The organism is Nocardia anocheti, from assembly GCF_029675105.1.
In the GTDB taxonomy this organism is placed as follows: Bacteria; Actinomycetota; Actinomycetes; order Mycobacteriales; family Mycobacteriaceae; genus Nocardia.
In genome coordinates this window covers 309,340-323,841 of the sequence record NZ_JAQQFV010000006.1, presented here as the reverse complement: position 1 = coordinate 323,841, position 14,502 = coordinate 309,340, and the positions used below count along the sequence as shown (strand labels likewise).

Annotated in this window: 15 protein-coding genes; 3 read left to right on the top strand and 12 right to left on the bottom strand. The window is 70.7% G+C overall.

Features of this window, described 5'->3' with window-relative positions; genetic code table 11:
* Positions 1–372: 372 nt before the first annotated feature.
* Together rpsO and QC180_RS18195 are read right to left on the bottom strand one after the other, a co-directional pair.
* Entirely contained in the window at positions 373–642 is a 270-nt protein-coding gene (gene rpsO / locus QC180_RS18200; RefSeq protein ID WP_067492627.1) for a 30S ribosomal protein S15, read from the bottom strand.
* A gap of 125 nt (positions 643–767) precedes the next feature.
* Complete coding sequence (locus QC180_RS18195) at positions 768–1,745, bottom strand: bifunctional riboflavin kinase/FAD synthetase (protein WP_278263947.1); 978 nt, start codon at positions 1,743–1,745, stop codon at positions 768–770.
* A gap of 102 nt (positions 1,746–1,847) precedes the next feature.
* Here QC180_RS18195 and QC180_RS18190 point away from each other — a divergent pair, with 102 nt between their 5' ends.
* Complete coding sequence (locus tag QC180_RS18190) at positions 1,848–2,612, top strand: metal-dependent transcriptional regulator (protein ID WP_278263946.1); 765 nt, start codon at positions 1,848–1,850, stop codon at positions 2,610–2,612.
* Between the two features lie 22 nt (positions 2,613–2,634).
* Here QC180_RS18190 and QC180_RS18185 read toward each other — a convergent pair whose 3' ends face one another.
* The 5 genes from QC180_RS18185 to QC180_RS18165 form a co-directional block, all read right to left on the bottom strand.
* On the bottom strand, positions 2,635–3,057 hold the full coding sequence (locus QC180_RS18185; RefSeq protein WP_278263945.1) for an EF-hand domain-containing protein: 423 nt from the start codon (positions 3,055–3,057) through the stop codon (positions 2,635–2,637).
* 203 nt (positions 3,058–3,260) lie between these two features.
* A complete protein-coding gene (truB, locus tag QC180_RS18180) occupies positions 3,261–4,193 on the bottom strand; it encodes a tRNA pseudouridine(55) synthase TruB (RefSeq protein WP_278263944.1) in 933 nt (310 codons plus the stop codon).
* Entirely contained in the window at positions 4,193–4,885 is a 693-nt protein-coding gene (gene npt, locus QC180_RS18175) for a 4'-phosphopantetheinyl transferase Npt (RefSeq protein ID WP_278263943.1), read from the bottom strand. Before npt ends, truB begins: the two co-directional genes overlap by 1 nt.
* Before the next feature lie 94 nt (positions 4,886–4,979).
* Positions 4,980–5,936, bottom strand: coding sequence for a metallophosphoesterase family protein (locus QC180_RS18170; RefSeq protein ID WP_278263942.1), 957 nt, complete (start codon positions 5,934–5,936; stop codon positions 4,980–4,982).
* Entirely contained in the window at positions 5,933–6,289 is a 357-nt protein-coding gene (locus QC180_RS18165) for an ArsR/SmtB family transcription factor (RefSeq protein WP_347567333.1), read from the bottom strand. Before QC180_RS18165 ends, QC180_RS18170 begins: the two co-directional genes overlap by 4 nt.
* 85 nt (positions 6,290–6,374) lie before the next feature.
* Between QC180_RS18165 and QC180_RS18160 the strand changes: the two genes are divergently transcribed.
* The gene (locus QC180_RS18160; RefSeq protein WP_278263940.1) at positions 6,375–6,677 is read left to right on the top strand and encodes a putative quinol monooxygenase; all 303 of its coding nucleotides are present in this window, start codon (positions 6,375–6,377) and stop codon (positions 6,675–6,677) included.
* 4 nt (positions 6,678–6,681) lie between these two features.
* Here the strand turns inward: QC180_RS18160 and QC180_RS18155 are convergent, their stop codons facing one another.
* Positions 6,682–8,031 (bottom strand): MATE family efflux transporter, encoded by a 1,350-nt coding sequence (locus QC180_RS18155; protein ID WP_278263939.1) that lies wholly within the window; start codon positions 8,029–8,031, stop codon positions 6,682–6,684.
* A 268-nt stretch (positions 8,032–8,299) separates the two neighbouring features.
* Here QC180_RS18155 and QC180_RS18150 point away from each other — a divergent pair, with 268 nt between their 5' ends.
* Positions 8,300–9,463, top strand: coding sequence for an MFS transporter (locus tag QC180_RS18150; protein WP_278263938.1), 1,164 nt, complete (start codon positions 8,300–8,302; stop codon positions 9,461–9,463).
* Positions 9,464–9,514: 51 nt separating this feature from the next.
* Here the strand turns inward: QC180_RS18150 and QC180_RS18145 are convergent, their stop codons facing one another.
* The 4 genes from QC180_RS18145 to infB all read right to left on the bottom strand — a co-directional run bounded on the left by QC180_RS18145 (position 9,515) and on the right by infB (position 14,407).
* A complete protein-coding gene (locus tag QC180_RS18145) occupies positions 9,515–10,513 on the bottom strand; it encodes a DHH family phosphoesterase (protein WP_278263937.1) in 999 nt (332 codons plus the stop codon).
* Between the two features lie 81 nt (positions 10,514–10,594).
* Positions 10,595–11,044, bottom strand: a complete 450-nt coding sequence (gene rbfA, locus QC180_RS18140) for a 30S ribosome-binding factor RbfA (protein WP_278263936.1) — start codon at positions 11,042–11,044, stop codon at positions 10,595–10,597.
* Positions 11,045–11,063: 19 nt separating this feature from the next.
* Positions 11,064–11,357, bottom strand: a complete 294-nt coding sequence (locus QC180_RS18135; protein WP_067492601.1) for a DUF503 domain-containing protein — start codon at positions 11,355–11,357, stop codon at positions 11,064–11,066.
* Between the two features lie 89 nt (positions 11,358–11,446).
* The gene (gene infB / locus QC180_RS18130; protein WP_278263935.1) at positions 11,447–14,407 is read right to left on the bottom strand and encodes a translation initiation factor IF-2; all 2,961 of its coding nucleotides are present in this window, start codon (positions 14,405–14,407) and stop codon (positions 11,447–11,449) included.
* Positions 14,408–14,502 lie beyond the last annotated feature (95 nt).

Here is a 14,502-nt window from a genome sequence, read left to right as displayed (position 1 = left end):
TCTCGCCGGAACGCAGCACCATCTGGGCGCGGACCGGCTGTACGTCAGCCGTACCGGACACGGACACGGGGCAACCCTCCTGGCTGCCACGCGCAGCACCCGACCGGATCCCCTGGCTGGAACATTCCAGAAGCGGGGCGACGCGGAGGCGATCATCGATCGAAGCCCGACGGCGGCGGAGAAAACATCGCCTGCCGAAAGGCCACTACCGAAGACCGACGCCACGCGGACGGATGCACACGGCTGTCACATGTTGTAGTGCACGCGGAAGCCCCATGGTCTCCGAATACACGAATAGCCAACGAGAAGAAGTGTACTTCTTCCCATTGGCTACTCGCCGACCGCCTCAGCGGGGAGGCGTGTCGAAGGGGATCAGCGACGCAGGCCGAGACGCTCGATGAGCGAACGGTAGCGGTTGATGTCCTTGGCCTGCAGGTACTTCGACAGGCGACGACGACGACCGATCAGGGCCAGCAGGCCGTGGCGGGTGTGGTGATCGTGCTTGTGCTGCTTGAGGTGCTCGGTCAGGTCCGAGATCCGCTTCGACAGCAGCGCGATCTGCGCCTCCGGCGAGCCGGTGTCCTTCTCGTGCAGGCCGTACTCGGCCAGGATGGCCGACTTCTGCTCAGTGGTCAGCGCCATGTGGGCAGACTCCTCTTTCTCAGTTCCGCGCTCGAAGGTCCGGTTACCCGGGATGGGCGCCACCGCGGACCGCAGCAAACCCGAGGATCCACTGTACGGCACGCCCGGCGGCGGCCCGCACCGGGTCAGTCCTGGTCGGCGGCGGCCGCGGTGAGCACCTTGCGGGCGGCCTCGACATCGCGGCCCATGGCCTCGACGAGGTCGTCGATAGAGTCGAACTTGCGCATCCCGCGCAACTGCTCGACGAAGTCCACCGCCACGTGCTGGCCGTAGAGGTCGGCCTCGCCGTCGAGGACGAACGCCTCCACCGTGCGCGAGCGGCCCGAGAAGGTCGGATTGGTGCCCACCGAGATGGCGGCCATCGCGCGCTCGCCGGGCGCGGCCGTGCCGATCGAGGGCCCCTGCCCGAGCACGGTGAACCAGCCCGCGTAGACCCCGTCGGCCGGGATCGCGGCGTGCATGGGCGGGGCGACGTTGGCGGTCGGGAAACCGAGCCCGCGCCCGCGTCCGTCGCCGTGCACGACCACGCCCTCCACGCGGTGCGGCCGCCCCAGCGCCTCGGCGGCGGCGGCCATGTCACCAGCGTCGACGCAGGCGCGGATGTAGGTGGAGGAGAAGGTGACGGCGTGCTCGCCGAGCAGGGTCACCCCGTCGACCTCGAACCCGAAGCGAGCGCCGAGCTCGCGCATGGTGTCGACGGTGCCCGCGGCCTTCTTGCCGAAGGTGAAGTTGTCGCCGACGACCACCTCGCACACGTGCAACCGCTCGACGAGCAGGTCGTGCACGTAGCCGGAGGGGGTGAGCTTCATGAATTCCTGGGTGAACGGCATCACGCAGAACACGTCGATACCGAGTTCCTCGGCCAGCTCGGCGCGGCGGGTCAGGGTGGTCAGCTGGGCGGGGTGCGAACCGGCCCGCACCACCTCCATCGGGTGGGGGTCGAAGGTCATCAAGACCGAGGGCACTCCACGCTTGTCCGCGGCCGCCACGGCCCGGCTGATCAGCTGCGCGTGCCCGCGATGCACGCCGTCGAACACGCCGATCGTGAGGACGCAGCGCCCCCAGTCCGCGGGCACCTCGTCGAGGCTTCGCCATCTCTGCACAGAGCGAAGCCTACGCACAGCGACACCGGAACAGAATTCTGCCTCCGCGCGGAATGTCGTGCTGCGCCGTGCCGGTTCGCCGATGTGTCATTCCGGCCAGGGATGCCTAACATCAAGAATGTGCCAGGTAAACGAGATGTCGCGACCCGCCGTGGGTCGAACCCGCCCGGTGCGGCCGAGGCCGCCGACGCCGCGACGGTCGCGCCCGAACTGTCCGCGGTGGCGCAGGACTATCTGAAGGTCATCTGGACCGCGCAGGAGTGGTCGCAGGAGAAGGTGTCGACCAAGCTGCTGGCCGAGCGGATCGGCGTGTCGGCCTCGACGGTGTCCGAGGCGGTGCGCAAACTGGCCGATCAGGGCCTGGTCGAGCACGCCCGCTACGGCTCGATCACCCTCACCGAGCACGGTCGTCTGGCCGCGGTGGCCATGGTGCGCCGCCACCGGCTGATCGAGACCTTCCTGGTGAACGAACTGGGCTACGGCTGGGACGAGGTGCACGACGAGGCCGAGGTGCTCGAACACGCCGTCTCGGACCTGCTCATGTCGCGCATCGACGCCAAACTCGGCTACCCCGACCGCGACCCGCACGGCGACCCGATCCCCTCCACCGACGGCGACGTCCCCACGCCCCCGGCCCGACGCCTCAGCGATTTCGCGGCGGGCGAATCCGGCCGCGTCGCCCGCATCTCCGACTCCGACCCGGCCATGCTGCGCTATTTCGACTCCGTCGGCATCGCCCTCGACACCACCATCGAGGTCGAGGAACGCCGCGACTTCGCGGGCACCATCGCGGTACGCATCGACACCGCCGACTCCCCCACCGAACTGGGCACCCTCGCCGCCGAGGCCATCTGGCTGACGTCCTGACACCCTGGTGGGTGGGTGCGGCTCAGCGGGACAGGAAGTCCAGCAGGACCCGGAATTCGGGTAGCGAGAGGTAGCCGTCGCCGTCCTGGTCGGCGGCGGTCAGCAGGTCGGCGGCGGGTTCGTCGACGCGGCCCGCGCCGACGTGGCGGATCAGGGACTCCAGTTCGGTGACCGAGATGCGGCCGTCGCCGTTGACGTCGAAGACGCGGAAGGCGGCCTCGGCGTCGGTGACCTCGATGCGGCCGCCGACCACGGCGGCGTCGAATTCGGCGCGGGAGACCAGGAAGTCGCCATCGGTGTCGGCGGCGGCGACCAGGCGCTCGATCGCGGCCCGCTCGACATCGATTCCGGCGGAACGGATTCCGGTGAGGATGTCGTCGACCGAGACCTGGCCGTCCCCGTCCTGATCCCACAGGGTGAATGTGTCGACCGGCTCTGCACTCATCTCGCTACCCTTCCCCGCGGCGGGCGAATGCTGTCGCGCCGACCGTCTCCCGCCACTGTACGGACCGGCGGCATCGAGCGGGTGTCCGTGCCGCACAGGGTGATTCCACCCGGCCGCCCGACCCTGGTCGCCGGAATCGGGTTCCAGGGCACGATCGACGGGTCGGCGCCGAGCCGCTCGGCGGGGTGGCGGCGCGGGAGCGGTCAGTCGCCGATGCCCTGGGGGCGGACGACCATCACCGAGGAGGCGCGTTTGCCGCTCTCCTCGAGCAGGGCGATGGCGCGTCCGGCCGGATCGATGGCCGCGTAGACGCCCTTGACGCCGATCGGGTCCAGCCAGCGGCCGTTGCGCAGGTCGTTCGCCTGGGCGTCGTCGATGTCGCGACGCGGGAAGGCGGTGCGCACGGCGGTGTCGATGTCGAGGCTCAGCAGGGGCTGTTCGGCCTCGGCGGCGGCCGCCAATTGCTCCAGGGTGCGGGCGTGTTCGAGGGTGAACGGACCGACTCTGGTGCGCCGCAACGCGGTCAGGTGGCCGCCGACGCCGAGCGCGGCGCCGAGGTCGCGGGCGAGGGCGCGGATGTAGGTGCCCGAGGAGCACTCGACCTCCACGTCCAGGTCGACGAACTCGCCCTCGGCGACATCGCGGCGGGCCAGGACCTCGAAGCGCGACACCGTCACCGGGCGGGCGGCGAGTCGCACGTCCTCCCCGGCGCGGGCCCGCGCGTAGGCGCGTTCCCCGTCGACCTTGATGGCGCTCACGGTGGCGGGGACCTGCTCGATGTCGCCGGTGAGGGCGGCGATCCCGGCGGCGACGGCCTCGTCGGTGAGGTGCAGCGCGGGGGTGGTCGCGGTGGTCTCGCCCTCGGCGTCGTCGGTGACGGTGGACTGGCCCAGGCGGATGGTCGCGGTGTAGGCCTTGCTGGTGAGGATCAGCTGACCGAGCAGTTTGGTGGCCCGTTCCACGCCGAGCACGAGCACACCGGTGGCCATCGGGTCCAGGGTGCCCGCGTGGCCGACCTTCTTGGTCCGCAACAGTCTCCGGCTGCGGGCCACCACGTCGTGGCTGGTCCAGCCACCGTCCTTGTCGACGATCACCAATCCGCCGAGCTGGTCGACCGCGGGGGTGCGCGCCGCCATCAGCCGTGCGCGATCGCGGTCAGGATCAGCCCGTCGGCGATCAGCCAGCGTCCGTCGAACTCGGTCAAGGGGGTGCCTCCGTCGTTCGTCGTGCCGGGGATCAACAGCTTCGTATGGAAGGTGCCGGAGCCGGAATCCGCGGTGCGGGTGTCGATCTCGAAGCTGATGTGCGCGTCCTCGAAACCGAGCCAGCGCAGGGTCAGCGGGAACCAGGCCTTGTAGGTGGCCTCCTTGGCGCAGAACAGCAGCCGGTCCAGGTGCAGGCCGTCGTCCGACGTCCCGGACAGCCACTCGCGTTCGGCGGGCAGACTCACCGAGTCCAGGACGCCGTCGGGCAGCGGGCCGTGCGGTTCGGCGTCGATGCCCACCGAACGGAAACGCAGGGCGTGGGTCATCGCGGCGGCGCGGTAGCCGTCGCAGTGGGTGAGGCTGCCGACGATGCCGCGCGGGAACAGCGGCATGCCGCGTTCGCCCTTGCCGATCGCCACCGGCTGCTCCCCGAGCTGTGCGAGGGCGACCCGGGCGCAGTGCCTGGCGCCGATGAAGTCGCGGCGGCGCTTCTCGACCGACTTCGCGATCAGGTGTTCCTCGGCGGGATGTGCCGTCAGGTCCTCCGGATAGGCCAGCAGCTCGGCGGCGGCCACCCCGGACGGCAGGATGGTGCGCAGCAGTCCGGTCTCGGCGCGGGTCATGGGCGGACCCGGGCCGATGTCCGGCGAGGTCGGCTGGTGGTGCGGTGCATGGTCATCACCAAATCAGTGGTCACGGTTCGAAGCAAATCACGTGTCAGACCCCGCGCCGCCGCTCGGCCTTGGCCCGCATCTCGGCCGCGGCGGCCTCCATCTCCGGCGTCACCGGGAAGTGACCACCCCAGGCGTTCAGGTCGCCCTCGGCGTAGACGGGTTCCGGCAGGATCTGGCGCAGCAGCGGTTCCGGCATGCCGCGGCGCTTCCACTCGCGCGGGTAGCCGAGCGAGACCTCCTCGAAGCGGACGCCGTCGTAGTAGGTGGTGCGCGGGATGTGCAGGTGGCCGTAGACCGCGCACACCACGTTGTAGGTGGTGTGCCAGTCGGCGGTGAGGTCGGTGCCGCACCACAGCGAGAACTCCGGATAGAACAGGATCTCGGTGGGCTGACGGACCAGTGGGAAGTGGTTGATCAACACCACCGGGGTCTCGGGGGCCAGCGCGTCGAGGCGGCGCTGGGTGTACTGCACGCGCGCGTGGCACCAGGCGTCACGGGTGAGGTACGGGTCGGGGGTGAGCAGGAATTCGTCGGTGGCCACGACATTGCGTTCGCGCGCCACGGCCAGTGCCTGGGCCTTGGTGGTGGTGCCCTCGGGCCGCCAGGAGTAGTCGTAGAGCAGGAACATCGGCGCGAGGGTGACGCGCCCGCCGTAGCGCTCGGCACCGGCGCCGGTCCATACCGGGAACGGGTCCTCCGGGGTGATCACATCGAGGTCGCGACACATCGCCACCAGGTACTCGTAGCGCGCCGCGCCGTGCATCTGGACGGGGTCCTTCGGCGTGGTCCACAGTTCGTGGTTGCCGGGCACCCAGATCACCTTGGCGAAGCGACGGCGCAGCAATTCCAGCGCCCAGCGCACCTCGTCGGCCTTCTCGCCGACGTCACCCGCGACGATCAGCCAGTCCTCGGGCGAATCCGGCTGGATCTGTTCCACGACCGGCTTGTTGCCCTGGTGCCCGACGTGCACGTCGCTGACCGCCATCAACTTGGGAATCACCGCTCCACCGTCGCATATCCGATCCTCGGCGCACCGCCGGGTTCCCACTGGCCGGATTCGGCCGCCTCGGCGACCAGCAGGCCGAGCAGTCCGGGGAAGCGCGCGTCGAGCTCGGCGCGGCGCAGCACGACGGTGCTGCGGTTGCCGTGGTTCACCTGCCGGACCAGCCCGGCTTCGCGCAGCACCCGGAAGTGATGGGTGCGGGTCGCCTTGGTGACGGGCAGGTCGAACGACGAGCAGCTGCGGTCACCGTCGGCGGGGTCGAGGGCGAGCAGGGTGATCACCCTGCGGCGTAGGGGGTCGGCGAGCGCGGTGAGGACCGCGCCCAGGTCCAGTTCGGCGTCGTCGTCCACCACACCTCCTCAGGTACGACTTGCGTCATACCTATTGCGGCCCTACGGTTCCTAGGTACGTCAGCCATCGTACCTAAGGAGCAGCATGACCTATGCCCTCGTCGGGTTCGCCCACCCGAAACCGGAACGCCGCGACGAACTCCAGGAGCTGCTGCTCTCGTTCGTCGCCCCGACCCGGGCCGAGCCGGGCTGCCTGGAATACCACTTCCACGTCGACAGCGAGAATCCCGACGTCTTCGTCTTCTACGAGGTCTGGCGCGGCAAGGACGACCTCGACGCGCACCTCGCGCTCCCGCACATGCGCGAGTTCTGGGAGTCGCGGATGGACTACCTGACCCGCGATCTCGAGATCCGCTGGATCGACATGCTCAGCCCGTACCCGCGCTGAGCGCTCACGCGACCCCGCGCGGGATGTCGGCGCCGACCCTGGCCCAGCGCCCCGACCGCGCCCGGCCGACGACCGCGACCAGGCGCAGCAGCATGAACGCCACCAGCCCGGTCCAGATGCCCGCGACACCCCAGTCGAAGACCAGCGAGAGCCAGATCAGCGGCAGGAACCCGCCCAGCGCCGCCACCAGCGTGGCGGTGCGCAGGAACGCCGCGTCGCCCGCGCCGAGCAGCACGCCGTCGAGGGCGAAGACCGCCCCCGCGACGGGGATCATCGCGACGAAGAACCACCAGATGACGTGGACGCGGTCGAGCACGGCGGGGTCGTCGGTGAACAGCAGCGGCACCACGCCGTAGCCCGCGGCGAAGGCGCCCGCCAGGACCAGGGCGAAGATCCCCGACCAGCCGGTGACCCGTCGCGCGATGCCCGTGGCGCCCTGGGCACTACCGGCACCCAGCGCCGCGCCGACGAGGGTCTGCGCGGCGATGGCCAGCGAGTCCAGGGTCAGGGCGAGGAAATTCCACAGCTGGAGCACCACCTGGTGCGCGGCGACCGACGCGGCGCCGAAACGGGCGGCCACGGCGGCGGCGGAGATGAAGCACGCCTGGAAGGAGAGGCTGCGCACGATGAGGTCGCGGCCCAGCACGAGCTGGGCGCGCATGACGGCCGGGTGCGGGCGCAGCGACACCCGCTCGCGGAGCAGGGCGGAGACGAACAGCGCGCCGGTGACGAGTTGTCCGGCGAGATTGGCGACGGCCGAACCGGCCAGTTCCAGCCGGGGCGCGCCGAGCAGGCCGTAGACCAGGATCGGGCACAGCACCGCCGACAGGGCGAGGCCCGCGATCACATACAGCAGCGGCCTGCGCACGTCCTGGACGCCGCGCATCCAGCCGTTGCCCGCCATCGACAACAGGATCAGCGGGACCCCGCACAGCGCGATCCGCACCCAGATCAGTGCCTCCCCGGCGATGTCACCACCGCCCGCGATGGCCGAACACAGCGGCGCGGCGAACACCTGGATCACCAGCACGATCAGCAATCCGATCGCCGCCCCCACCCAGCTGGCCTGCACGCCCTCGGCGACGGCTCCCCCGCGGTCACCCGCGCCGTGGCGGCGGGACGCGCGGGCGGTGGTCCCGTAGGACAGGAAGGTCAGCTGGGTGCTGACCGAACCCACGATCACCCCGCCGACCGCCAGACCCGCCAGGGCGAGCGCCCCCAGCCGACCGACCACGGCCATGTCGAACAACAGGTACAGCGGCTCGGCCACCAGCACGCCGAGCGTGGGCACCGCGATCCCCAGAATCCGCCGTGGCCCGGCCTGATCCACTACCTCGACCGCTGCGGAACCCACGCCGGACCTCCCCACCGAAGGCGCCGTCAACTCCGGCGCGCCTGTGCACTGTCTCGCGGCCGATCCTGGCACATCCCACCGACACCTACCGCGCCACCACAGGGGCGTGGGCCACCAGCCCACCGCCCGCACCGCGTGGGGGGACGCGTGGGGCAACAGCGCGAAACATCGGCACGGAACGCCCACAGCCGCAATACTGGTCATCCGCCCAGCTATGGGCTTCCCCGCGAACATCCGTTCGCCCGAACAACTCAGGACAGCGATCGACATGACGTGTACGCGACGATGGCGGGTGATCACCGCCTTCGCCCTGGTCGGCGCGGCGACTCAGCTCGTGTGGCTCACCTATGCCCCGGTGACGACCGTCGCGGCCGAGCACTTCGAGGTCTCCGAATCGGCCGTGGGGTGGCTGGCCAACATGTTCCCGCTGCTGTACGTGGTGCTCGCGATTCCGGCGGGCATCCTGCTCGACCGCTGGTTCCGGCCCGCCCTGATCGCCGGTGCCGTACTCACCGCGATCGGCGCGGATCTTCGGCTGCTGCATGACGGATTCGCCGTGGTCCTGCTCGGCCAGACCGTCGTCGCGGTGGCGCAGCCACTGGTGCTCAACGCCATCACCGGCGTCGCCGGGCACTATCTGCCGGAGAAGCACCGGGCGACCGGCATCGCCGTCGGCACGGCCAGCACGTTCGCCGGAATGGCGGCCGCCTTCGTACTCGGCGCGCTGCTGCCCCGCGCGGATCAGCTGACGACCCTCGCCGCGATCGGCGCCGTCTTCGCGAGCGTCGCCGCGGCACTGCTCACGCTGGAACTGCGACGCGCGGGTGCGGGACCGGTGGCGAGCACGTCGACGTCGATGGTGGCGCTGCGGACGACGCTGGGCGACAGCTACGTGCGCAGACTGTGCGCGGCGGTGTTCTTCCCGTTCGGCACCTTCGTCGCCCTGGCGACCTTCGGCCAGGCCCTGCTGGAACCGGCGGGCGTGAGCGCGGACGCGGCCAGTGTGGTGCTGCTGGTCAATGTGGTCGCCGGTGTCGTCGGCTGCGCGGTGGTCCCGGTCGCGGTGCTGCGGCGCGGTGTCGAGCTGCCCGCGGTGATGGTGGGGCTCACGGCCAGCGCGCTGGCGTGTCTGATCGTCGCCGTGGCACCCGGCCTGGCCACCGGATTCCTGGCCTTCGTCCTGATCGGCCTCACCCTGCTGCCCGCGCTGCCGATCGTGCTGGCCATGGCCGAACGCCACACCGGCACCGCCGACGGCACGGCTGCGGGCCTGATCTGGATGACCGGCAATCTCGGCGGCCTCGTCGTCGCGGGCCTCACCGGCCTGCTCGTCGACCGCCCCGCCCTGGCCTTCGGCCTCTGCGCGGCGACCACCCTGCTCGGCGCGCTCCTGGCCTCCCGGCTCCGCCGCGTCCCGGTCACCGTGTCCTGAGTTCGAGGCGCACTGAAGCCCGAGGCTCGAGAACGACGGAGTCGGCCAGCGTCAGCCGAGCGCGGCGACCAGCGCGCGGACCACACTCTCGGCGCTGCCGTAGGTCGTGTACCCCGCCGCGAACCGATGCCCACCACCACCGAACCCCGACGCGATCGCGGCGACATCGACCCCGTCGGACATGCCCGGCGCCGAGTCGCGGGAGCGCAGCGAGACCGTCCAGCGGTCGTTCTGGCCGCGGGCTTCCTTGAACACGGCGGCGATGCCCGCCTCGGCGGTCGTGCGGATGACGTCGATGACGCTCTCGACCTCTTCGGGCCCGACCTCGTGGGTGTCGGCGGCGCGCACCAGCGCGTAGACCAGGCCCACCCCCGCCGCGTCGGGCACGACCACCGCCGAGGCGAGGGCCTTGGCCAGCATGGGCAGCCAGGTGAAGGGATGGGTGTCGAGCAGGACGCGAGTGATCTCGGCCCCGTCGATACCGGTGGCGAGCAGCCGCTCGGCCAGGGCGTGGCTGCCGGGCCTGGCCCAGCGGAACGAGCCGGTATCGGTGACCAGGCCCGCGAACAGACAGTGCGCGATCTCGGCGTCGAGCGCGACACCCCAGGCATCGAGCAGCCGGGTGACCAGCTCGGTGGTCGAGGCCGCGGACTCGTCGATCAGGTCGACGGTGCCGAAACCGTCATTGGCACGGTGATGGTCGATGACCACCGTCGTGCCCGCGCCGGGTAATCGATCCGCGAGCGCGCCCAGGCGGCTGCGCGCACCGCAGTCGACCACGATCAGCAGATCGACCTCGGCGGGCACCCGCGCGGGCGGCACCACATGCCGCACGCCCGGCAGCGTGCGCAACGACAGCGGCAGCTCGGCGGGCTCGGCGAACGACACGCACACCGGCACCCCGCGCCGGTCCAGCGCCAACGCCAGTGCCAGTCCGCTGCCGATCGTGTCGGCGTCGGGGTGCACGTGGCACAGCACGGTCACCGAACGCGCCGCCGCCAGCGCGGCGACGGCAGCGTCCAGTTGGGTTCCGTCCAGTACTCCGGTCATCGGGCACGGACCCCGGGGCATGCCCCGACGCCCCGCGCGCGGACGCGGGCCAACGTCGTCGGACGCCGGTCGGACATCGGACTACTCGGCGTCTTCGTCGTCGCGATCGGACTTGTACGGGTCGGCCTCGCCCGCGTGCGTGGCATTGGCCGCGACCTTGGCCACCTCGTCGTCGATGGCGCGAGCCCGGGCCAGCAGCTCCTCCATCTCGCGGGCCGCGTCGGGCACCTTGTCCAGCGTGAACGACAGGATCGGGGTGAACTTCACTCCGGTACCGGCGCCGACCTTGGACCGCAGCACACCCTTGGCCGCCTCCAGACCGGCGGCCGCGGCCGCGTAGTCGGGTTCGGTCTCGAGCGTCTCGCCCATCACCGTGTAGAACACCGTCGCCTCGCGCAGATCGCCGGTCACCTTGGCGTCGGTGACGGTGACGAACCGCAGCCGCGGATCCTTGATCTCGTACTCGATCGCGGTGGCCACGATCGCGGAAATCCGCTTGGCGAGTCGGCGTGCCCTGGCTTGATCCACCATGGGTCTGTCCTCCTCTGATCTAGTCTTCGGGTCCGAAGATCCGGCGGCGTACTGCCAGCAACTCTATCTCCGGACGGGCGGCGACGTGCCGCTCACACTTGTCGAGCACCTCGTTCAGGTGTCCCGTTTCCGCACTGACCATGGCCACCCCGAGCAGTGCTCGGCGGTGCAGGTCCTGATCTCCGGCCTCGGCGGCGTTCACGGCGAAGCGTTTCTGCAGCTCCGCGAGAATCGGCCGGATCACCGACCGCTTCTCCTTGAGCGAGTGCACGTCACCGAGCAGTAGATCGAATTCGAGCGCACCGATGTACAGCGGTGCTCACCTCCTGGTAGATGGGATCGCACGCATGACCACACGCCGCACCCGATGACTCGGATGCGGCGTGTGAGCGGTGTGCGATATCAGTCGCGCGGCTTCTCGCGCAGCTCGTAAGCCTCGATGATGTCGCCGTCCTTGATGTCGTTGTAGGTCACGGTCATACCGCACTCGTAACCTTCGCGCACCTCGGTGGCGTCGTCCTTCTCCCGCTTGAGCGAGGAGATGGTCATCGTCTCGGCGATCACCCGGCCGTCGCGGATCAGGCGCGCCTTGGCGTTGCGCTTGACCGAACCCGACAGGACCATGCAACCGGCGATATTGCCGACCTTCGACGAACGGAAGATCGCGCGGATCTCCGCCCGGCCCAGTTCGACCTCTTCGTAGATCGGCTTGAGCATGCCCTTGAGGGCCTTCTCGATCTCGTCGATGGCCTGGTAGATCACCGAGTAGTACCGGATGTCGACGCCCTCGCGGTTGGCCAGCTCGGTGGCCTTGCCCTCCGCGCGGACGTTGAAGCCGATGATGATCGCGTTCGAGGCCGACGCCAGGTTGACGTTGGTCTCGGTGACGCCACCGACACCGCGGTCGATGACGCGCAGACGCACCTCGTCGTCGATCTCGATGCCGAGCAGGGCCTCTTCGAGGGCCTCGACGGTACCGGAGTTGTCGCCCTTGAGGATCAGGTTGAGCTCCGAAGTCTCCTTCAGGGCGGCATCCAGATCTTCCAGGCTGATCCGCTTGCGGCTGCGCGCGGCCAGGGCGTTGCGCTTGCGAGCGTTGCGGCGATCGGCGATCTGACGGGCGATGCGGTCTTCCTCGACCACGATCAGGTTGTCACCGGCGCCGGGCACCGAGGTGAAACCGATGACCTGCACCGGGCGCGACGGCGACGCCGCGTGGACGTCCTCGCCGTGCTCGTCAACCATGCGGCGCACGCGACCGTAGGCGTCGCCCGCCACGATCGAGTCGCCGACGTGCAGCGTGCCGCGCTGGATGAGCACGGTGGCCACCGGGCCACGGCCGCGGTCGAGGTGCGCCTCGATGGCGACACCCTGGGCGTCCATGTCCGGGTTGGCCCGCAGGTCGAGCGAGGCGTCGGCGGTCAGCAGGACCGCTTCCAGCAGCGCGTCGATATTGGTGCCCTGCTTGGCCGAGATGTCGACGAACATGGTGTCGCCACCGTATTCCTCGGTCACCAGGCCGTACTCGGTCAGCTGCTGCCGGATCTTGTCCGGGTTGGCGCCTTCCTTGTCGATCTTGTTGACCGCGACCACGATCGGCACGTCGGCCGCCTGGGCGTGGTTGATCGCTTCCACCGTCTGCGGCATGACGCCGTCGTCGGCCGCGACCACGAGGATCGCGATGTCGGTGGCCTTCGCGCCACGGGCACGCATGGCGGTGAACGCCTCGTGACCCGGGGTGTCGATGAAGGTGATCAGGCGCTCTTCGTCGTTGAGGTTCGTCAGCACCTGGTAGGCACCGATGTGCTGGGTGATGCCACCGGCCTCGCCCTCGCGGACGTTGGCCTTGCGGATCGTGTCCAGCAGTCGGGTCTTACCGTGGTCGACGTGACCCATCACGGTCACGACCGGCGGACGCTGCTCGAGGTCTTCCTCGGTGCCCGCGTCCTCGCCGTAGGTGAGGTCGAAGGACTCCAGCAGCTCACGGTCCTCGTCCTCGGGGCTGACCACGTGCACGACGTAGTTCATCTCGCTGCCGAGCAGCTCGAGGGTCTCGTCGTTGACCGACTGGGTCGCGGTGACCATCTCACCGAGGTTGAACAGCGCCTGCACAAGCGCAGCGGGGTTCGCGTCGATCTTCTCGGCGAAGTCCGACAGCGAGGCGCCACGGGCGAGCCGGATGATCTCGCCGTTACCGCGCGGCAGCCGCACGCCACCGACGGCGGGCGCCTGCATGTTCTCGTACTCGGCGCGCTTGGCCCGCTTCGACTTACGGCCACGACGCGGAGCGCCACCGGGACGACCGAACGCGCCTGCCGCGCCACCACGGCCACCGGGACCACCCGGACGACCACCGCCGCCACCGGGACGACCACGGAAACCACCGGCCGCGGGCGCACCGGCACCCTGACCGGCACCGGGGGCACCGCCACCGCCACCGCGGTAGCCGCCACCGCCGCCACCGGGACGACCGGCACCGGGCGCACCGCCCGGACGACCCGGACGGCCACCGGCCGCCGGACCCGGACGCGCGGAACGCGCGGGCATGGCACCGGGGTTCGGACGCGGAGGCATCGAACCCGGGGTCGGACGCGGCCCACCGGGACGCGGGGCACCGCCCTGCGCGGCGGCCGGACGCGGACCACCCTGGCCCTGACCGGGGCGGGGACCGCCCTGACCGGGAGCCGGACGGGGGCCACCCTGACCCGGAGCCGGACGGGGACCGCCCTGACCCGGGGTCGGACGCGGGCCACCCTGCGGGGCGGGACGCGGCGCCGGACGATCACGATCCGGTGCGGAGCTGAACGGGTTGTTGCCGACCCGAGGGGTCTTCGGACCGGGCTTGGGGCCGGGACCGGCCGGGCGCGGCGCCGGGGCGCCCGGAGCGGGCGCGCCGGGACGCTGGGCCTGCGGCTGACCCGGACGCGGGGCGCCGGGCGCCGGACGCGGACCGGGCGCCGGGGCACCGGCGGGCTTGGCCGGAGCCGACTGCGCGGCCGCCGGGGTGGGCTTGGCCGGAGCGGGCTTGACCTCGGCCGCGGGGGCCGGGGCGGCCGGAGCCGGGGTCGCCGCCGCGGCGGGAGCCGCCGGGGCCGGACGCGGACCCGGACGGGGGCCACCCGGGGTGGGCTTGGCGCCCGGACGGGCCGCCTGCGACGGACCGGGACGGGCCGCGGGCTTCGCGTCGGTCGCCGGAGCGGACTTCGACGCGAGCGATTCGCGCAGACGACGGGCGACGGGTGCTTCCACCGTCGAGGACGCCGACTTCACGAACTCGCCTTGCTCCTTGAGCTTCGCGAGTAGTTCTTTGGACGTGACACCGAGCTCTTTTGCCAACTCGTGCACGCGGGCCTTGCCTGCCACTGCTCTCCTCACTGAGAGGCCGAGCAGCGCCACCGTGTAAGGGGACGGCGGCCCGCACGACCTCGGGTTATCTCCGATGGACGTTCATCGTTGGT